Source organism: Phenylobacterium sp. (genome assembly GCF_044372605.1).
Taxonomy (GTDB): Bacteria; Pseudomonadota; Alphaproteobacteria; order Caulobacterales; family Caulobacteraceae; genus Phenylobacterium.
This window is the reverse complement of record NZ_JBILRO010000001.1, coordinates 1-19,255: the sequence shown is the minus strand read 5'-3', so window position 1 is coordinate 19,255 and position 19,255 is coordinate 1. Positions and strand designations below refer to the sequence as shown.

General features: G+C 66.1%; 18 protein-coding genes, 1 tRNA gene and 1 riboswitch. Of the genes, 9 read left to right on the top strand and 10 right to left on the bottom strand.

What is annotated here, in order from left to right; genetic code table 11:
- Positions 1 to 75: 75 nt before the first annotated feature.
- The gene (locus ACIQ42_RS00095) at positions 76 to 2,247 is read left to right on the top strand and encodes a TonB-dependent receptor plug domain-containing protein (protein ID WP_397420189.1); all 2,172 of its coding nucleotides are present in this window, start codon (positions 76 to 78) and stop codon (positions 2,245 to 2,247) included.
- A gap of 306 nt (positions 2,248 to 2,553) precedes the next feature.
- On the opposite strand, the gene ACIQ42_RS00090 is transcribed toward ACIQ42_RS00095, so the two are convergent.
- Together ACIQ42_RS00090 and ACIQ42_RS00085 are read right to left on the bottom strand one after the other, a co-directional pair.
- Positions 2,554 to 2,628: transfer RNA gene (locus ACIQ42_RS00090), tRNA-Gly, on the bottom strand.
- A 91-nt stretch (positions 2,629 to 2,719) separates the two neighbouring features.
- The gene (locus ACIQ42_RS00085) at positions 2,720 to 3,463 is read right to left on the bottom strand and encodes a DUF6065 family protein (protein WP_397420227.1); all 744 of its coding nucleotides are present in this window, start codon (positions 3,461 to 3,463) and stop codon (positions 2,720 to 2,722) included.
- A 315-nt stretch (positions 3,464 to 3,778) separates the two neighbouring features.
- Here ACIQ42_RS00085 and ACIQ42_RS00080 point away from each other — a divergent pair, with 315 nt between their 5' ends.
- From ACIQ42_RS00080 to ACIQ42_RS00065, 4 genes are all read left to right on the top strand, one after another.
- Positions 3,779 to 4,297 carry a prolyl-tRNA synthetase associated domain-containing protein gene (locus ACIQ42_RS00080; protein WP_397420188.1) on the top strand — a complete coding sequence of 173 codons (519 nt, stop codon included), beginning with the start codon at positions 3,779 to 3,781 and terminating at the stop codon, positions 4,295 to 4,297.
- 70 nt (positions 4,298 to 4,367) lie between these two features.
- Positions 4,368 to 5,270 (top strand): tetratricopeptide repeat protein, encoded by a 903-nt coding sequence (locus ACIQ42_RS00075; RefSeq protein WP_397420187.1) that lies wholly within the window; start codon positions 4,368 to 4,370, stop codon positions 5,268 to 5,270.
- A gap of 8 nt (positions 5,271 to 5,278) precedes the next feature.
- Positions 5,279 to 5,938, top strand: coding sequence for an LON peptidase substrate-binding domain-containing protein (locus ACIQ42_RS00070; protein WP_397420186.1), 660 nt, complete (start codon positions 5,279 to 5,281; stop codon positions 5,936 to 5,938).
- A gap of 9 nt (positions 5,939 to 5,947) precedes the next feature.
- A complete protein-coding gene (locus ACIQ42_RS00065; protein ID WP_397420185.1) occupies positions 5,948 to 6,148 on the top strand; it encodes a Trm112 family protein in 201 nt (66 codons plus the stop codon).
- A gap of 124 nt (positions 6,149 to 6,272) precedes the next feature.
- Here ACIQ42_RS00065 and ACIQ42_RS00060 read toward each other — a convergent pair whose 3' ends face one another.
- The 7 genes from ACIQ42_RS00060 to ACIQ42_RS00030 form a co-directional block, all read right to left on the bottom strand.
- On the bottom strand, positions 6,273 to 7,526 hold the full coding sequence (locus ACIQ42_RS00060; protein WP_397420184.1) for a UbiH/UbiF/VisC/COQ6 family ubiquinone biosynthesis hydroxylase: 1,254 nt from the start codon (positions 7,524 to 7,526) through the stop codon (positions 6,273 to 6,275).
- A gap of 12 nt (positions 7,527 to 7,538) precedes the next feature.
- Positions 7,539 to 8,354 (bottom strand): enoyl-ACP reductase, encoded by an 816-nt coding sequence (locus ACIQ42_RS00055; RefSeq protein WP_397420183.1) that lies wholly within the window; start codon positions 8,352 to 8,354, stop codon positions 7,539 to 7,541.
- A 210-nt stretch (positions 8,355 to 8,564) separates the two neighbouring features.
- On the bottom strand, positions 8,565 to 9,341 hold the full coding sequence (locus ACIQ42_RS00050; protein ID WP_397420182.1) for a PEPxxWA-CTERM sorting domain-containing protein: 777 nt from the start codon (positions 9,339 to 9,341) through the stop codon (positions 8,565 to 8,567).
- A gap of 146 nt (positions 9,342 to 9,487) precedes the next feature.
- Positions 9,488 to 9,673, bottom strand: coding sequence for an oxidoreductase-like domain-containing protein (locus ACIQ42_RS00045; RefSeq protein WP_397420181.1), 186 nt, complete (start codon positions 9,671 to 9,673; stop codon positions 9,488 to 9,490).
- Between the two features lie 12 nt (positions 9,674 to 9,685).
- Positions 9,686 to 10,897, bottom strand: a complete 1,212-nt coding sequence (gene fabB, locus ACIQ42_RS00040) for a beta-ketoacyl-ACP synthase I (protein WP_397420180.1) — start codon at positions 10,895 to 10,897, stop codon at positions 9,686 to 9,688.
- A 29-nt stretch (positions 10,898 to 10,926) separates the two neighbouring features.
- Positions 10,927 to 11,448, bottom strand: a complete 522-nt coding sequence (gene fabA / locus ACIQ42_RS00035; protein WP_397420179.1) for a 3-hydroxyacyl-[acyl-carrier-protein] dehydratase FabA — start codon at positions 11,446 to 11,448, stop codon at positions 10,927 to 10,929.
- Positions 11,449 to 11,503: 55 nt separating this feature from the next.
- Positions 11,504 to 11,998: an SH3 domain-containing protein gene (locus ACIQ42_RS00030; protein WP_397420178.1), complete on the bottom strand. Its 495-nt coding sequence runs from the start codon at positions 11,996 to 11,998 to the stop codon at positions 11,504 to 11,506.
- A 114-nt stretch (positions 11,999 to 12,112) separates the two neighbouring features.
- Here ACIQ42_RS00030 and ACIQ42_RS00025 point away from each other — a divergent pair, with 114 nt between their 5' ends.
- From ACIQ42_RS00025 to purH, 4 genes are all read left to right on the top strand, one after another.
- Positions 12,113 to 13,099 carry a 2-hydroxyacid dehydrogenase gene (locus ACIQ42_RS00025; protein WP_397398875.1) on the top strand — a complete coding sequence of 329 codons (987 nt, stop codon included), beginning with the start codon at positions 12,113 to 12,115 and terminating at the stop codon, positions 13,097 to 13,099.
- A 61-nt stretch (positions 13,100 to 13,160) separates the two neighbouring features.
- Positions 13,161 to 13,823: a ribulose-phosphate 3-epimerase gene (gene rpe, locus ACIQ42_RS00020; protein WP_397420177.1), complete on the top strand. Its 663-nt coding sequence runs from the start codon at positions 13,161 to 13,163 to the stop codon at positions 13,821 to 13,823.
- Positions 13,824 to 13,833: 10 nt separating this feature from the next.
- Positions 13,834 to 15,588 carry a heparinase II/III family protein gene (locus ACIQ42_RS00015; protein ID WP_397420176.1) on the top strand — a complete coding sequence of 585 codons (1,755 nt, stop codon included), beginning with the start codon at positions 13,834 to 13,836 and terminating at the stop codon, positions 15,586 to 15,588.
- 6 nt (positions 15,589 to 15,594) lie between these two features.
- Positions 15,595 to 15,677, top strand: a riboswitch (ZMP/ZTP riboswitch).
- Between the two features lie 23 nt (positions 15,678 to 15,700).
- Entirely contained in the window at positions 15,701 to 17,293 is a 1,593-nt protein-coding gene (gene purH, locus ACIQ42_RS00010; protein ID WP_397420175.1) for a bifunctional phosphoribosylaminoimidazolecarboxamide formyltransferase/IMP cyclohydrolase, read from the top strand.
- Positions 17,294 to 17,323: 30 nt separating this feature from the next.
- Here purH and ACIQ42_RS00005 read toward each other — a convergent pair.
- Positions 17,324 to 19,255: NAD-glutamate dehydrogenase domain-containing protein (locus ACIQ42_RS00005; RefSeq protein ID WP_397420174.1), on the bottom strand; the 1,932-nt coding region annotated here is incomplete at its 5' end.

The window sequence follows — 19,255 nt, the reverse complement described above, 5'->3', positions numbered from 1 at the left end:
GGAGACATCCGTGGTCTCGCCGATTGACCTGGACGGCGGCGCTGTCCAAGGTCCGTCCACAAAATGAACTGTGTAGTGGTCCTGGCCGTAACCATGCGTGTTGAAGTCACTCGAGGACAAGCCAGGCGATGGGCGGCTTCGGCGCTCGTCCTGGCTGCGCTGGCGGGCCCAGCCATGGCCCAGCCGCCGCAGCCTGCGCCCGTTTCCGACGGCCAGACGGTCTATCCGGCGGCCTTCTTTGCACCCTACAACCCGGTGAACGCCAGTGACATGGTCGCCCGCGTGCCGGGCTTCGAGCTCAAGGACGGCGACGAGCGGCGCGGCTTTGCCTCCGCCGGCAATCTGCTGATCAACGGCGAGCGTCCCAGTTCCAAGACCGCCGCGTCAGAACTTCTGAAGCGGATCCCGGCCAGTAACGTGACGCGGATCGAGCTGCTCTCCGGCGCGAACGCCGGCCTCGACGTGCGTGGCCAGTCGCAGCTTGTCAATGTCGTGGTGGCGCAAACCGCGGCGAAGGGCGACGGGACGACCTGGTCGCTTGGTCTGCGGCATTTGCAATACTCCAACCGTGTGGGCTGGCTTGTGCAGGCGTCCAGGGCCGTACAACTCTCGCCGCAGGCGGAACTCGGCCTCGACGTTCAGTTCCCAAACCTGCTGGGGCGAGGCGACAGCCGCGACAGGCTGGTCACCGCCAGCGGCGTGCAAACGGGCGCGCGACGGCTGCTTGGCAAGCCGCAGTACATCGGCGCCCAGGGATCGGCGACCCTGCGTTGGCGTCCGACGTCAATGGACACGGTGAACGCCAATATCCAGTTCGCACCCACCTGGAACCACCTGGACACCATCCAGTCCGAGGTGACGGGAACCGGCGCCCCGCGCAGCCTCCTGATTGGCCGTTCCGATTTCGAGGCCAACTATACCGGAGAGCTTGGCGCGGACTGGGAGCGCCAGCTCGGCGGCGGTCTTTCGGCCAAGCTGGTGACGCTGGTCTCCAACGGGAGCGTCGATCAGAACGACGTGTTCAACATCCAGAATTTTCCCGCCACCTTCGTCACGCGCACCCAGGATCGGACCACCCGGAACGGGGAGCGCATCGCGCGCGGTCGTCTCAAGTGGACCGTGAACCCTGCGCACACGCTCGAGTTCGGCGGCGAGGGGGCGTTCAACTATCGCGACACAACCTTCAACATCACCAACCAGATCGGCGGCGGGCCAGTGGTCAAGGTGCCGCTTGCGGTGTCTGACGCGCGCGTCGAGGAGACCCGGGGCGAGGTCTTCGCCACGGACATCTGGACGGTCTCGCCGGCGCTGACCCTGGAGTACGGCCTCAGCGTCGAGGCCTCGCGGATCACCCAGACCGGCGATCAGCAGAAGGAGCGCAGCTTTCGATTTGTGAAGCCACGCGCCACCGCGACCTGGACCATGGGGCCGGCCGGCACGCTGCGCGCCAGCCTGATCCGCGACGTCGCCCAGCTTGATTTCGCGGAGTTCTCCAGCACCGTCGATTTCGTCAACGCCGCCGCGACCCAGGGAAACCCCGAACTGGTTCCTGAGAAGGCCTGGAAGGCGCGACTGGAGTGGGAAACCCGCCTCGCGCCCCGCACCGCCCTGACGATCGCAGCCTTCGCTGATCGGGTGGACGATGTTCGCGACCTGGTCGAGATCGCTGGCGCCGACGCCTTCGGCAACATCGGCCGCGGCAGCCGCCTGGGCCTGGAGGCGCGCGCCGCCACGCCATTGGCCTTCATCGGTCTTCCGAACGCCGAGCTCCGGTTCAACGGCGTGTGGCAACGCACGCAGGTGACCGATCCGATCACCGGTGAGAAGCGGTCGTTCTCCGTCCCGCTGGAACGCCAGGGCGCCACGTCCGGCAGCCCGACACTCAACCTCGGCAACAAGGACTGGGCCTATGTGCTCACCTTCCGCCAGAGCATGCCGTCCTGGCAGCTCTCGTGGGGCGCCTCGGTCATCGATTGGGCGGACCGCAACGAGTACCGGCGGATCGAGGTCATCTCCTATGAACGCCCCCTCCCAAAACTCGACCTCTTCATCGAGACCACGGCGATCCGACCGGTGACGGCCCGGCTGTTCGTCAACAATCTCCTGGCGCCCCCGGAGACGCGAACCCGGGAATTCTATCTTGGCAGCCGTGCTGGCGGAATCACCGAGCGGCTGGAGATTCGCAAAGCGCTGGGCGGGCCGGAGGGCCTTCGGACCATGGGGTTCCAGGTGTCAGGCCGTTTCTGATCGGGAGGGCGTCGATCTCCCGGTGTCGGTGCAAAAGAGCCCCCGGCAAGCGCCGCCTGGAGCAAGCCCTTTACCGGTCTGAACCCAACCGGCTGGCGCCAGAAGACCGGCGTGAACGTCTGGCGAAACTTCGTCGACGTCTCGATCCCTGTTGGCCCCTGCCTGACAGGGGAACCTGCCTATCTCAATCCTTAGGTGGTGCGTACCGGTCGCGACCGGGTGGATCACACCGCCAGCCTGACCCCCAGCAGCCGGTTCTGAACCGGCGCCTGAGGCGGAAAACACATCTCGGTGTTCTGGACATATTGGAGCGGGCGAAGAGATTCGAACTCTCGACCCCAACCTTGGCAAGGTTGTGCTCTACCACTGAGCTACGCCCGCGCTCCGTAGGGGGAAATCGACCCCCAAATGCGAGAGGCGGCTATATGGCAGAGGCCCTCGCGCTTGGCAAGCCGGGCGCGGCCCCAATCCGTCAGCCGCGTTTCGGGGTCTTCAATTTGCGCTTGTTCACGTGGCCCTCGGGGTTGGGGGCGTCGACCTCTTCCGGGAACTCACCCTTGAAGTAGTAGCGTTGCCAGGCGGCCTTGGTGGCCTCGGGGTCGCCCCGGAAGATCTTCTGGTTGAACTCCGAGCGGTGCTTTTCCCAGACATCATACTGGTGGCGCAGCTCAGGGTCGGAATCCATGCGGCGAATGACGGGCTGAATGTCGTGCAGCATCTTGTCCTGCACCAGGGTGATGAAACAGAAGGGTTCGCCCTTTTCGAAACGCACGCGACCAGGCCGGGTGAACAGCCAGTTCATCGTGAAGGGAAATGGCAGCCAGTCGGTTTCCACCACCCCGGCCAGCGCCTGGATGCCGTCCTTGGGCTGGTTGGGCGGGCCCATGGCCATCATCGACCAGCCGGGCGGCGTGCGGAACAGATAGCCTGGGTGCATCGTCAGCACGCCATGGCTGAAGTGGCTGGTCGCCAGGCGGTGGAAGTCCGGGTTGGGATAGTCAGGCTTCAAGGTGATGTCCGCCTGCATCAGCCCGCCATTCCATTCGGCGGTGAAGGCCACGGGGCAGAGAATCTCCCAGCCCGACGAATTGGCCATGTTCAGCGGCAGGCAACGATAGGGGTGGCGCGAGGTGAAGCTGTCCATCCATGCCCGCTGCGGCCGACCGGGCACGATTTCCGGCGGGCGCTCGGTGGTAGGGAAGCACTCAAGCTCCATGCGCGGCTGGGTCATGCGGACTCCCGATCAACGATACCGAGCCATAAGGCCAGACGACGGGAATTGGAAACCGTTGACCCGCCCCAGAAACAAGAAAGGCCCCAACCACAAGTGAGATCGCAACCCGGTTCCTTCCCTAGCCTAAAGCGTCAGGCGGCGCGCGGCTCCGCCCACGCGGGTCACTCGTAGCCGCCCAACCTGGACACCGTCCACCAGACGCCGCCGCCAGGGGCCTGGCGGCGGCGTTTTTGTATCATGCGTCCAGAAGGCCGCCATAGCTGGCGGCCTCATGTGGTTCGGCTATGAATGCGCCTCATGAAGACCCGTGAAGATCTCATGCGCTACCTGGCTGAACAGGGCATAGCGGCCACGAGCCTGGATCATCCCGCCGTCTTCACGGTGGGCGATGGCGAGGATATCAAGGCGTCGCTTCCGGGGGTCCACACCAAAAATCTGTTCCTGAAGGACGACCGAGGTCAGCTCTGGCTGGTTTCGGCGGAAGGCCATGCCACCATAGATCTGAAGAACCTGCACCGCATCATCGGCTCCGGGCGGCTCTCGTTCGGCAAGCCGGAACTGATGGCGGAGACCCTGGGGGTGACCCCGGGATCCGTGACGGCGTTTGGCCTGATCAACGATGTGGATCATCGAGTCAGGTTCGTTCTCGACCGGACCCTGGCCCAGGCCGATCTCGTGAATTTTCATCCCCTGATCAATACCGCGACGACGACAGTCAGCGGCGAAGGCTTTAGACGGTTTCTCGCAGCCCTTGGGGTCACGCCGACAATCGTGGATTTCGTCACAATGACAGTGGTCCCGATGCGTCAGGATTGAAGCTGGCGGCCGCTATGGCCATGTTGCGTGAAAGCGACCCGCACGGGTCAGGAAGAGGACTATTCAGGCCATGACCCTGATCGGCGAAACACACGGCGCATCCGTCGCCGACCTCATCAAGGACGCCACCGACGCCACCTTCATGGCCGATGTGGTCGAGGCGTCGAAGACGACGCCGGTCATCGTGGATTTCTGGGCGACCTGGTGTGGCCCTTGCCGCCAGCTGGGCCCGGCGCTTGAAAAGGCGGTGACTGCGGCCAAGGGCAAGGTGAAGCTGGTCAAGGTGGATATCGACAAGAACCCGGCCTACGCGGGCCAGCTTCGGGTACAGTCGATACCTGCTGTGTTCGCCTTTGTTGACGGCCGCCCGGTGGACACCTTCTCGGGCGCCTTGCCCGAGAGCCAGGTAAAGGCGTTCGTGGACAGGATCGCCAAGCTGGGGCGCGGCGGCGCTTCGCCGGCTGACCAGCTGCTGGAAATGGCGCGGGAGTCGCTGGAGCTGGGTGATCCGGGCGGCGCCGCTCAGGCCTATGCCCAGGTGCTGCAGATGGATCCTGCCAACGTTAAGGCCATCGGTGGTATGGCCCGGCTCTATCAGCAGGCCGGCGATCTGGAGCGCGCCGCCGAGGTGCTGGCGCTGGCCCCGCCGGATGCGAAGGATCCGGACATCGCCAGCGTTCGGGCGGCGCTGGCCCTGGCGGCAGAGGCGCCCTCCGAGACCGCAGCGTTCGAGCAGCGTCTGGCGGTCGACGCCGACGACCACGAGGCGCGACTGGAACTGGCCAAGGCTCTGGCTGGTGCGGGCTACATGACCGAGGCGGTGGACCAGCTGATCGAGATCATCCGGCGCGACCGCGACTGGAACGACGAAGCGGCCCGTAAACAGCTCCTTGTTGTCTTTGAGGCCGCCGGGCAAATGTCCGATGTCGCCAAACAGGGGCGGCGCAAACTCTCCGCCATCCTGTTCAGTTGAAGGTCGCCATGGCTCCCTACCGTCAAACCGCCGATCTGCCCCAGCTGATCCCGGTGTTTCCCCTGGACGGCGCGTTGCTGTTGCCCGGCGGCGAACTGCCGTTGCAGATTTTCGAGCCGCGTTATCTCAACATGATCGACGATGTCATGGCCGGCGATCGGGTGATCGGCATGATCCAGACCCGCCAGGGCGGCGACCGGGAGCGGCCAAAGCTGGCCGATGTCGGCTGCGTCGGCCGGATCACCAGCTACAACGAGACCTCGGACGGTCGCTATCTGATCACGCTCACCGGGGTTTGCCGTTTCGAGGCCGGCGAGGAGCTTGATCTGCGGTTGCCTTACCGACAGTTGCGCGCCCGCTACACGCGGTTTGGTGGAGATCTCGGCCAGGACGAAGACCTGGAGGCGCCCGCACCGGCCCGCGCCCGGTTCGCCCGCGCCCTGAAGCGCTACCTCAACCTTCGACAACTCGACATCGATTGGGAGAGCGCCCAGGAGGCGCCGCTGGAGGCCCTGGTCAACAGCCTCTGCATGGGCCTGCCCTTTGAGCCCGCCGAGAAGCAGGCTTTCCTGGAGACCCCCGATCTGGCGGGTCGGTTCGAGATCCTGACGACGCTGCTGGAGATCGACGCCGGAGATCCGGATGACGAGCCGCCACGCCTGCAGTAAGGGTCAGCAATGAGCACCCCCGAGACAAACGTAGAGGTCGACCCCCGACTTCTGGAAATCCTGATCTGCCCGGTCAGCCGGGGACCTCTGACCTATGATCGCGAAAGGGCCGAGCTTGTCAGCGCCAAGGCGCGGCTGGCCTATCCGATCCGTGACGGCGTGCCGATCATGCTCCCGGAAGACGCCCGCGATCTGGGCGAAGGGGAATAGCCCTGGGGCGGGTTGAGGAAAAGTGGGAACCGGTTTTCCGCCCGCAACCCGCTCTAAACAAATGAGGGCGATCACGGTTTTCGAGAATGGATTGATTCAATCCAGTCTCGACGTGATCTAGCGCCTACAGCGCCTCGCCGCGCAGCAGCCTCGGCAAATCTCCAACTGCGCCACCGGCCTCCTGCATGAAAAACTTCCGGGCCGGCGCGATCCGGTTCACCGCCGCCATGCCCACGCCCCGGACCAACCGGAGCAGCGGATTGTCATTGGAAAACAGGCGTACGAACAGATCCGTACCCACCGCGAGGGTAACGGTGTCGAAGGTGCGCCAGGCGGCATAGCGCGCCAGCACCACCTCCGAGCCGATGTCCTCGCCCAACCGAATGGCGTCGACCAGCACCTCGGCCAGTGCGGCGGCGCCCTTCAGCCCCAGGTTCAGGCCCTGGCCGGCGATGGGGTGGATGCCGTGGGCCGAATCCCCCAGCAGGGCGACGCGCGGGGCCACGAAGCGCTCGGCCAGCTGCAGGCTGAGCGGATAGGTGAAGATCGGGCCCTCGACTGTAAGTTCGCCCAGGAACTCACCGAACCGCCGCGCCAGATGAGCCTCGAAAACTTCGGGTCGGGCGGCCTTCAGCGCCTCGCCCCGTGCGCTGCTCTCGGTCCAGACCAGGCTGGCCCGATTGTCGGTCAACGGCAGGATTGCGAACGGGCCACCGGGCAGGAAATACTCGTGCGCCACGCCGCCATGGGGCCGTTCCATCCGTACGGTCACCACCACGCCGGTCTGCGGATAGTCCCAGCCGACGGCGCCAATCCCTGCGGCGGAGCGGATCACCGATCCGCGCCCCTCAGCGCCGACCACAAGCGGCGCGGATAAAACCCGACCGTCGTGCAGGGTCACCGTAGACTCACGGGCGCTGACGTCTGCCCGGATCACGCGGGCCGGCGCCATCACCTCGATCCCGGCGCGTTTTACGGCGCCAGCCAGCACCGCGCGGATATGGCGGTTCTCCAGCAGATAGCCCAGCGGCTCCCCCTCGGACCGATCCGCGATCTCGGCGGAGTCGAAGCGCAGAAAGAAAGGGGTTGGCGCCCCTGCAGACGCGCCCGGCGTCCGGCCATCGGTCACCAGAATCTGTTCGATCCGCTGGGCATGGGGTTCCAGCGCCTCGGCCAGGCCCAGTGCTCGCCATTGCCGAAACGCGGAGTAGGCAACGGCTGACGCACGACCGTCGAACGTGGGGGCGATCTGGTCGTCGAAAGGCACCGGGTCGATCAGCACGGGACGCAGCCCCGCCTGGGCCAGCGCCAGCGCCAACGTCGACCCGGCGATCCCGGCGCCGGCGATGATCACATCCGGTTGGGCTGAGCCCGTCATCTTGCGATCCGCCTATTCGGCCTCATCTTCGGAGAAGCCCATGATGTGGAAGCCGGCGTCCACATGGATGACCTCGCCGGTGGTGGACTTGCCGAGGTCAGACAGCAGCCACAACGCCGCCCCGGCCACGCCCTCCATGGAGGTGTCTTCCTTCATGGCCGAGAGCGAACGACCCTTGGCCAGCATGCCGCGTCCGCCGGAGATACCCGCCAGCGACAGCGTCTTCATGGCACCGGGTGAGAGCGCGTTGACGCGAATACCCCTGGGTCCGAGGTCGCGGGCGGCATAGCGCACCGCCGCCTCCAGCGCCGCCTTGGCGACACCCATGGTGTTGTAGTTCGGGATCGCCCGCTCCGAGCCCATGTAGGTGAGCGTCAGGATGGAGCCGCCGGTCGCCGGCATCAGCTCGGCGGCGCGTCGGGCGCAATCCACAAAACTGAACGCCGAGATATTCATCGCCCGCAGAAAACCGTCGCGCGTCGTATTGTCGACGAAGCTGCCCTTCAGCTCGTCCTTGTTGGCGAAGGCGATGGCGTGGACGAAGAAGTCGATCTCGCCGAACGCCTGTTTCACCACGTCGAATGCGGCGTCCATGGCCGCGTCATCCGTGACATCGACAGGGGCCAGCACCTTTACGCCGATGCTGTCGGCCAGGGGCTGTACGCGGCGCTCCATACCCGGCAGGTGCAGGAAGGCGATTTCCGCGCCCTGGGCGGCCAGCTGGCTGGCGATCCCCCAGGCGATGGACTGGTGGTTGGCCACGCCGGTCACAACCCCGCGCTTGCCCTTCATCAGGTTACCGGTGGGCATCTGATAATCGTCGGCCACGTCGCGTTCTCCCGCTCTCACGCCGGTTTTGAACGGCAGCGAAGGGAAGGGCAAGCGGCGTTAGAGCCTGTCCGGTTCAGATGAAATCATCTAAACCGGATAAACAGGCTCGCTATCAAATGTTTAGAGCGCGACGCTTGAACCGGTATCCGCTTCAAGCTGTCGTGTTCCAGGCTCCACGGGTGGAGAGGCGGACCCCCACGTGGGGGTCTAGGCGCCTAGGGCCAGGATGCGACGGCGACGCAGAGCCCCGCCTGCAAATCCAAAACCCACAATCATCATGGCCCAGGTCGCAGGCTCCGGAACAGCGGCCCCGAAACGGAAGCTGTCGTACCCAAGGTTAGCGTCGGGGAACTCGCCGTTGTCGTCGGTATCGTTGAAGACGATGCGCTTGATGTCACCGGCCGCCGAATAGACACCGAAGAAGCTCGACCCGTGGGGCGCACCGCCGCCGCCGGATCCGCCAATTATACCCCCGCTGGCGATGATCCCTCCGCCTGAATTGAAGATCGTATAGTCTGCGAACGTACAGCAATCGAAGGACTGATGCAGAATATCGAGGCCGAACGCCTGAAGCGGTGTCGCAAAGACGAGTTGCAGTCCATCCTTTTGGCCGAGCGCCGGCCCCGGAACGAGCTCTGAGCCACCAGGCGACAGCAAGAACCCGCCGCTCGTGGGTTCCAGGAAATTCGTCGAAGCGTCGATCACCCCGCCAAATCCACCTGGTGTGAAGGTCGATGCGCCGCTGACGACGTTCAGCGTATTTCCGTCAGGGCTGCTGAAGGTGACACCCGAAATGGTCGAGCCCGCAATGTTTCCGGACAGAGCGTCGAAACTGATCGCTATGGGCGGGGAGCCGGCCGCAGCATTGAAGGCCGCTAATCCCGGGACGCCTTGATAGACATCCGCGGCCTGAGAGGCGCCGGCCGACAGGCCCAGTATCGAAATAACGCCAGTTAGAACGACGAACCTAGAGAAACGAACCATGATGATCATCCTACTGCGGGTTGGCGGGGACGCACGCGAACTCTGAACGCAACTGATGGAGTTCATACCTCGTTAGCGCAGCACGACTTCGCGCAACCCGCAAGTTGACTCGCCTAATTGGGGGAAAATCGCTGTTAATGCGCGTATTACGGCATTGATCCGAACGCCGCCATCACCTCGACCGGGTCGTGCCCCAGGGCGTGGATGCGGGCCTCCCAGCGCTCAAGCGCCGTGTCATAGTAGTCGAAGATGCACGGGTAGCAGCCACGCTGACAGCAGGTCTGCGGGTCTGGTTTCTCCGGCGGGCGGGGCAGCGGAGGGATCGGCTCCACGCTCGCCGATCCTCAGATCCTAGCCATCACCAGACAGCCATTGGTGCCGCCGAAACCGAACGAGTTGCTCATAACGGTGTCCAGAGCCCGGTCTTCGCGTTTGCGCACGATGGGCATGTCGGCGAACGCCGGATCCAGGGTCTCGATGTGAGCGCTCTCACAGGCGAAGCCGTTGTTCAGCATCAGCAGGCTGTAGATCGCCTCCTGCGCGCCGGCGGCGCCCAGGCTGTGGCCCGTCAGCGACTTGGTCGAGGAGATCAGCGGCGGCTTGTCGCCGAAGACGGACCGAACCGCCTCCATCTCCTTGATGTCGCCCACCGGTGTCGAGGTGCCGTGCGGGTTCAGGTAGTCGATGGACCGCCCGCCGATGGTGGACATCGCCAGCTTCATGCACCGCGCCGCGCCCTCGCCGGAGGGCGCCACCATGTCGAAACCATCGGAATTGGCGCCGTAGCCCACGATCTCGCCATAGATCTTCGCGCCCCGGGCCCTGGCGTATTCCAGCTCTTCAAGCACCAGGATGCCTGCGCCGCCTGCGATCACGAAACCGTCGCGGTTGACGTCATAGGCCCGGCTGGCCACGGCCGGCGTCGCGTTGAAGTTGCTGCTCATGGCGCCCATGGCGTCGAACATGACGCTGAGGGTCCAGTCCAGTTCCTCGACGCCGCCAGCGAACACCACATCCTGCTTGCCCATCAGGATCTGCTCGTATCCGACGCCGATGCAATGGGCCGAGGTGGCGCAGGCCGACGAAATCGAGAAGTTGAGACCCCGGATCTTGAACCATGTCGACAGCGTCGCCGAGGCGCCGGAGCTCATGGCCTTGGGCACCGCGAAGGGGCCCACGCGCTTTGGACCGCGCTCCCGCGCTGTCGCGGCGGCTTCGACAATCACCCGGGTCGAGGGCCCACCCGCGCCGACCACCAGGCCCGTGCGTTCGTTGGAGACCTGGTTCTCTTCAAGGCCGGAGTCGGCGATGGCCTGTTCCATCGCAATATGGCCAAAGCCTGTGCCCTGGGCCAGGAAGCGCGCGGCGCGCCGGTCCACCATCGCCTCCCAGTCGATCTGGGGCGGGGCGTGAACCTGGCTACGGAAGCCAAGCTCGGCATACTCCGGAGCGGCGACGATGCCGGACCTGGCCTCCCTGAGTGAAGCCAGAACCTCGCTGGTGTTGTTTCCGATGGACGAGACGATGCCCATCCCTGTGACGACGACGCGGCGCATCAGAGCGTCTTCTCCCCGTGAGTTGGCTTTCAGCCTTGTTCCCTGAAAAGGCCGACCCGCAGATCCTTGGCCTCATAGATTGGTTTGCCGTCGGCAAGCAGCACCGCATCGCCAATGCCCATGACCAGCCGGCGAAGGATCACGCGCTTCATGTCGATTCGGTAGGTCACTTTCTGGATATCGGGGGTGACCTCACCCGCGAACCGCACTTCCCCGCAGCCCAACGCACGGCCACGCCCTGGCGCGCCGCTCCAGCCCAGGAAGAAACCGACCAGTTGCCACATGGCGTCCAGACCCAGGCAGCCCGGCATCACCGGATCGTTGATGAAATGACAGTCGAAGAACCACAGGCCTGGCCGCACATCGAGCTCGGCCTCGATATGGCCCTTGCCGTGCGGGCCGCCGTCCGCGTTGATTTCGGTGATCCGGTCGAACATCAGCATCGGCGGCGCCGGGAGCTGGGCGTTGCCGGGTCCGAACATCTCGCCGCGACCACATGCGATGAGCTCTTCATAGGAGAAGCTGGAAGGCCGGGCTGCCGGATCGCTCATCGAGAAGGCTTTCAACTAAAGAGCAACAGGGCCTAGCACACGCCTGCCCGCCGCCTCAACGACATTGCAAAGCGTCAGATGTGCCCCAGAGGCTTCCCACAGGGACCCAGCCCTTGGCGCCTGGCACCTTCACGCGACACCAGCCTTTTTCGCACCGGTCCAGCTCGGCCATCGCGCGTACGTTCAGATAGGCGGTGGGCGTGGCGTCGGCCTTGGCCGAGCGGTAGATCGGCGCCGGCGTCTTGCGGACATTGATGACTGTGCGCCGCCCATCCGTCAGGCGTTTGTGAATCCAGGCGACCTGGCCCTCGGGGTCACAGACCCGCCGCCATGCCGTGGTCTCGGCGATCACCTGCAGGGGAAGGCCCTTGGCGCGATAGACGAACAACAGCTTGTGATCATCCCCCGGGCCGGCGCGCGCGTTCACATTGCCGAATTTCAGGGTGATATAGCGCGGCACGGCGTAGCCGGAGGGCGTCTGGCGCTCCGCCGCCGCCATTGAGGGCACGAGGCAAAGCGCCGCCGCAGCGCCAAGACCCACTCGATTCATCCGCTGATCGCTCAAGCCGCACACCCCGCCTTGGCCCTGCCCACGCCGTTTGCTAGGGTCCGGAAATTGAGCGCCCGGGAGCGGCGCCGGCAGCAATCCTTTTTTCGTAGGCACATGGCCCCCCGCAAGCCGAAAGTCATCGTCACCCGCAGACTGCCGGACTCGGTTGAGACCCGCATGCGCGAACTGTTCGACGCCGAACTCAACGTCTCCGATGAGCCGATGAGCCGCAAGGCCCTGATCGAAGCGATGGGGCGATGCGATGTTCTGGCGTCCACCATAACCGACCGGATCGACGCCGGATTGATCGAAAAGGCCGGAGAGCGGCTGAAGCTGATCGCCAACTTCGGCGCCGGGGTCGATCACATTGACGTGGCCGCCGCCGCCGCGCGGGGAATTCTGGTCACCAACACGCCCGGCGTGCTCACCGAAGACACCGCCGATCTGACCATGACCCTGATGATGGTCACCCTGCGCCGGGTGATCGAAGGGTCCAACGCGGTGCAGTCCGGCGAATTCGCCGGATGGGCGCCCACCTGGATGCTGGGCCGGCGAATCACCGGCAAACGGCTGGGGATCATCGGCATGGGCCGGATCGGCACGGCGGTCGCGCGCCGCGCCAAGGCGTTCGGTCTGCAGATCCACTACCATAACCGTAAACCGGTCAGCTCCCGGGTGGCTGAGGAGCTGGGCGCCACCTACTGGGACAGCCTGGACCAGATGCTGGCCCGGATGGACATCATCTCCGTCCATTCACCGCACACGCCGGCCACCTATCACCTGCTGTCCGGGCGGCGACTGAAACTGATGCCGAAGCACGCCATCCTGATCAATACGGCCCGGGGCGAGATCATCGACGAGGTGGCCCTGGCGGATCTCCTGGCCTCCGGCGACCTGGCCGGCGCCGGGCTCGACGTGTTCGAGCAGGAACCCCGGGTGAATCCCAAACTGCTGAAGAACCCCAACGCCGTGCTGCTGCCGCACATGGGTTCGGCCACCGTCGAGGCGCGGGTCGAAATGGGCGAGAAGGTGATCATCAACATCAAGGTCTGGATGGACGGCGAGAAGCCACCGGACCGGGTGTTGCCGCAGATGCTGTGAGGCGGCTCGTCGCCTGTCCTCCAACATTGGCAGGCCGGCCCGCATCAGGTTATGCCGGGGCATGACCGCCCCCAGGACCCTCATCGCCCCCTCGATCCTCGCCGCCGATTTCGCGCGGCTTGGCGAGGAAGTCCGCGCCATCGAGGCTGCCGGGGCGGACTGGGTGCATGTGGATGTGATGGACGGGCACTTCGTGCCCAACATCACGATCGGCCCGGACGTCGTGAAGGCGCTCAGGCCTCACGCGAAGATCCCGTTTGACGTTCACCTGATGATTTCGCCGGCTGATCCCTATCTCGAGGCGTTCCGCGCGGCCGGCGCTGACTACATCAGCGTCCACCCCGAGGCGGGCCCGCACCTGAACCGCACGCTGAAGCGAATCCGTGAGCTCGGCGCAAAGGCCGGCGTAGTGTTCAACCCGTCCACGGATCCTGCGGTGATCCAGTGGATGATGGACGAGGTGGACCTGATCCTGGTGATGTCCATCAACCCCGGCTTCGGGGGCCAGACGTTCATGCACTCCCAGTTGGCGAAGATCACCGCGCTGAGGGCCATGATTGACGCGACGGGTCGCGACATCCCGCTGGAGGTGGACGGCGGGGTCACGCCGGAGACGGCAAGGCTTTGTGTGGCGGCGGGTGCCACGGCCCTGGTCGCGGGAACTGCTGTGTTCCGCGGCGGGGCGGCGCAGTATGCCGGCAACATCGCCGCGCTTCGCGGCTGACAGGCGCGCGGTGCCTGGTTCACCCCGTCTTGGCCGTCCTCCAGGGTCGGACCTGGCGCTGGCCCTTGCCGTGGCCACAGGCCGGGCGATCACCGAGGAGTGGCGCGGGTCCGATCTGTATCGCTGGATGTCCAACCGGCCAGCTCCCGAAGGATTCGCCCTGCAGCCGCGCGACTACAGACCGGCTCATGTCGAAGCTGGGCGCGGGGTTCTGGCTGGCGTCTTCGCACTGGGCGGCGCAACCCTGGCTATAGGCGTCGGCGGCGACCCCTGGGATCGTCCCAGCCCCGATCGACCATTTGCCGAGGCCCTGCACCGGTTCGACTGGTTGCCCGACCTCATCGCGGTTGGTCCCGAGGGCGCAGCGGAGGCGCTGAGGCTGGTGTTGGAGTGGCGCCGACTGTTCGGCCGCTGGAACAGCTTTGCCTGGGATCCCAAGGTGATGGCCCGGCGTGTCTACAACCTGGCCTGCGCCGGCCCCAGCCTGACCGCGCGCGCCTCCGACGCCGAAACCGCCCAGATCGCCGCCGACCTCGCGCGGCAGGCCCGCGACCTTCTGCGCCGACGCTTCGGGCCGGGGGCTGCGGAGAGCGCCACAGCCGCCGCGGTGGCTGGTGTCGCCCTGAAAGGCGTGGCCGGGACGAAACTGCTGGATCGGGCGCTGGAGCGACTGGCCCGGACGCTTCCTCGCGCTGTTCGGCCGGATGGCGCCCACATGTCGCGAAAGGCGTCGACGACGCTCGAGCTGCTGTTCGATCTCCAGACCCTGGATGAGGCGATGGCCCAGCGGGGCCTGGCCGCACCCGAGGCCGTGCAGCGGGCGATCGATGGTCTGGCGGCCGCGGTCCGATACTTCACGCTTGCCGATGGCGGACTGGCGACCGGCCAGGGCGGCGGCCTGCGCAACGCGGCCTATGTCGCGGCGGCCCGCGCTCTGGATGCTGTCGGTGACCGGCCGCTGGACAGCGCCCTGGGCGGCTATCAACGGATGGAGTCCCGACGCCTGCAGGTGATCGCCGATGCCGATCCCCCAGCGTCCGGGCCATGGAGTCCCCATGCGACAGCCACGCCGCTGGCTATACAGGTGCTGGTCGGCGGACATCGGTTGATCGAGTTCCAGTCGGGTCGAACGCTGGAGACGGCGTCCTCCGTCCAGGTGGCCGACGGCCGGCTTGGCGATGAGATCACCGGCTTTCCGGCCCGCGTCCTGGGGCCAAGACTGGCGAACGCTGATACCCTGGTGGAGGTCCAGCGCCATGAGTCCCCCGGCGCGGTCTGGCTGGATATGGCGCACTACGGCTGGAGCCGCGCCTATGGGCTGATCCATCAGCGGCGCCTCTATCTGGACCTGGAGGCGGGCGACCTCCGGGGTGAGGACCGGCTCACGCCGACGGCCCGCGCGCAGGGGCCGGATGGCCGGCACTTCGTCTCCTATGCCCTGCGGTTTCAGCTTCACCCTGGCGTCAGGGCGCTGGTCGCCCAGGATCGCCGCAGCGTCCTGCTGCGCATACCCGGCGAGGCGGAGGGCTGGGTGCTGCGCAACGACCTACTGGATATGGACCTGGAGCCTGCGCCCAGGTCGGACCGCCCTGGACAGCAACTGGTTCTGCGAGGACAGCGTCGCGCTGATTCCGGCGCGCGGGTGCGGTGGCGGTTGTCTCCGGCGCGGCCGGCAGGGGCCACGGCCTCACCCGCGTTTACGCGGACCGCAGATTTGATCGATGGGGCGCCTCCCCGCGTTGACGTAACGTCGTCCAGGGCCTAATCCCGCCCTGTCTCGCGTGACTGGCGATAGAGGTGGGTGACCACCGGGGAGCGCGATGACGACACCTGCCGCTCGCCTGGGCTCCCTTCACACCTGAAGCCCGGAGTCCGCGATGCCCGCCGCCCCTGATTTCCCGCCCGCCCCCGATCGGGTGATTGTCCGCCGCGCGCTTTTGTCAGTGTCCGACAAGACCGGGCTGGTCGAGGCGGCGCGCACCCTGGCGGCGCTGGGGGTTGAACTGGTCTCCACCGGCGGCACCCGAAAGGCCATCGCCGACGCCGGTCTCCCGGTGAAGGATATCGCCGATCTCACCGGGTTCCCCGAGATGATGGATGGGCGGGTCAAGACCCTGCACCCCGTGGTTCACGGCGGCCTGCTGGGCGTGCGCGACGCGCCGGAACACAGGGCGGCGATGGAACTCCACGGCATCGGCGCCATCGACCTCGTCTATGTGAACCTCTACCCGTTCGAACAGACGGTCGCGGCAGGCGCTGATTTCGATACCTGCGTCGAGAACATCGACATCGGCGGCCCGGCGATGATCCGCTCTGCCGCCAAGAACCACGGCTATGTGGCGGTCTGCACCGATCCTGCGGATATGGCTGAGGTGCTGGCCGAACTGGCGGATGGCGGCGCCACATCCCTTGCCCTGCGACGTCGTCTCGCCGCGCGGGCCTATGGCCGCACAGCCACCTATGACGCCTCGATCGCCTCCTGGTTCGCCCACGAGCTGGGTGAGTTTGCGCCCGCGCGATTCTCTATCGGCGGCCAGCTGGCCCAGACCATGCGCTATGGCGAGAACCCGCATCAGGACGCGGCCTTCTACCGCTTTCCCAACCCGCCGGTGGGCGTGGCGACGGCCACCCAGCTGCAGGGCAAGGAACTCAGCTACAACAACATCAACGATACCGACGCGGCCTTCGAGCTGATCGCCGAGTTCGACCCCGCGGTCGGCCCAGCGTGCGCGATCATCAAACATGCAAACCCCTGCGGGCTGGCCACCGGTGCCACCATGCTTGAGGCCTATCAGCGCGCCCTGGCCTGCGACCCGACCAGCGCATTCGGTGGCATCGTCGCGCTCAACGGGCGGCTGGACGCGGCCACAGCGGCCCAGCTTCTGGAGGTCTTCACCGAAGTCGTGATCGCGCCGGCCGCTGACGACGACGCCGTCGCCCTGTTCCGCAAGAAGAAGAACGTGCGCCTGCTGGTGACCGGCGGCCTGCCTGACCCCTCCGTTCCGGGACGCACGTTCAAGTCGGTGTCAGGCGGCTTCCTCACCCAGACCCGCGACACCGCGCGCCTGACCCCGGCGGACCTCAGGGTGGTCACCCGCCGTGCGCCGACCAAAGAGGAGGTGGCCGACATGCTGTTTGCCTTCACGGTGGCCAAGCATGTCAAGTCCAACGCCATCGTCTATGCGCGGGCTGGCCAGACGCTCGGCATCGGGGCCGGCCAGATGAACCGCAAGGACTCAGCACGCATCGCCGCGCTTCGGGCCGCCGACTTCGGGTTGGACCTGAAGGGCTCGGCCTGCGCCTCGGAAGCCTTCTTCCCCTTCCCCGATGGCCTGATCCAGGCGGCGGATGCGGGCTGCACCGCCATCATCCAGCCCGGGGGCTCCATCGGTGATCAGGCGGTCATCGACGCCGCCGATGAACGCGGCCTGGCCATGGTGTTCACCGGCGTGCGCGTGTTCCGGCACTGACCTCTCTTGAATCGCCTCGGCGCGACAGTTCTACCGCCGCCGCTTCCGGCCGATAGCGGCTTCCGCCGCCAGCTCCCGCAGCGCGGCGTTGGCGATGGTGAACTTGGCGAAGGACCAGGCGCCGCCGGCTTCGATCTCGCCGACCGTCCGGCTCGCCGCCAGCGTCAGGTCCGGGTGCAGCGCTGACCAGGCGACCACCGCGCGCCGCGCCTCGGCGTCACTGTCGCCGGCCTGGGCGTTGCCTGCGAAGGTCATGATGGCGCGCGTCAGTTGCGCCTGTTCCGCCAGGAGGTCCTCGATCAGACGCCGCAGCGCGGTGCGTTCAAAGATGTCGCCGGCGCGGAACTCCCCCGCTGCTGTTCTCAGCCGGTCAAAGGCGAAGGCGGCATCGGTGGCGTAGTATAGCCGCGCCACATTCGGCAGCGGCCAGCTGGACGCCTCGGCCAGGTCCACCAGATCCGCGGCGTTGGTCAGTGGTCCCAGAACCGAGACTTCCTGCGCCAGGCCTGCCGGAGCGCCCAGATCGGTGATCTCGCTGATCCGCAGCTCCACGGAGCCGCGCTCGGCGGGGGACAGGATATCCGGCATCAGGCCGTTCAGGCTGCGGAACCCTGGCGCATAGCGGGCGGTCAGTTCCGCGATCCCCAGGTTTTCACGCCCGGCCCGACGCGCCAGCCAGAAGGTGGCGCCCCGAAGCGCCGCGCTCAGACGGCGGAACAGCGCCATCTGTCCGGCGGCGGGAACCTTGAGATCCAGCGCCGCCACCGCCGCCCACAGGCGTTCAAAGTCCAGTGCCTGCTTTGCGACCTCATAGCCATTGATCAGGGCGGTCACATCGCAGTTGGCCGAGGTCATGGTCCGTGTCGGGAAGCTGGGCCCGCAGCGGTTGACGATGTCGTTGGCGATCACCGTGGCGATGATATCCGGACGTAGCCGGTGGCTGTGGATGGCCTCCCGGTACTTTCGCAGCGGCTTTGGAAAATAGGCCTCCAGTCGCCCCTCGAAGAACGGGTCTTCGGTGGCCCGGGTGCTGGCGATCTCGCGTTTCAGCTCCAGCTTGCCATAGGCCAGCAGCACGGCCAGTTCCGGCCGCGAGAGGCCGCGGCCGGCCTTCCGCCGCTCGGCGATGACCGCCGCATCGGGAAGCCCCTCCACAGCGCGATCCAGCCGCCCGCCCTGCTCCAGCTCGACCATGAACCGGGCATGGGGTTCCAGCTCGCGAACGGTGTCCATCTCCAGCAGCGAGAGCGCCAGGGTCTGGTCGTAGTTGTGGGCCAGCACGAGGCTGGCGACGTCCCCGGTCATGGTCGGCAGCAACCTGTTACGCTGCGCCCGCGTCAACTTGCCCTGGCGTTCCAGGATGCCGGTGGTGATCTTGATGTTCACCTCGTGATCCGACGAATCCACCCCGGCGGAGTTGTCGATGGCGTCGGTCTCGACCCGGCCGCCGGCTTCGGCGAACTCGATCCGACCGGCCTGGGTCAGACCCAGGTTCGCGCCTTCGCCGATCACCTTCACGCGCAGATCAGCGCCGTTGACCCGGACGGCGTCATTGGCCTTGTCGCCGGCGTCGACGTGACCCTCGTGGCGGGCCTTCACATAGGTTCCGATACCGCCGAGGTAGAGCAGATCGGCGGGCGCTTTCAGGATCAGGTTGATCACCTCGGCGGGCGACAGGCTTTCGGTCTGGGTTCCCAGAATGGTCCGGACCTCCGGCGTCAGCGGAATGGTCTTCAGTGACCGGGCGAAGACCCCACCGCCTTTCGACATCGCCTTGCGGCTGTAGTCGTCCCAGGACGAGCGGGGCAGGGCGAACATCCGTTCGCGTTCCAGGTAGCTTTTTGCGGGGTCAGGGTCTGGATCAAGGAAGATATGGCGGTGGTCAAAGGCGGCCAGCAGCCGGATCTGTCGCGACAGCAGCATGCCGTTGCCGAACACGTCGCCCGACATGTCGCCGAAGCC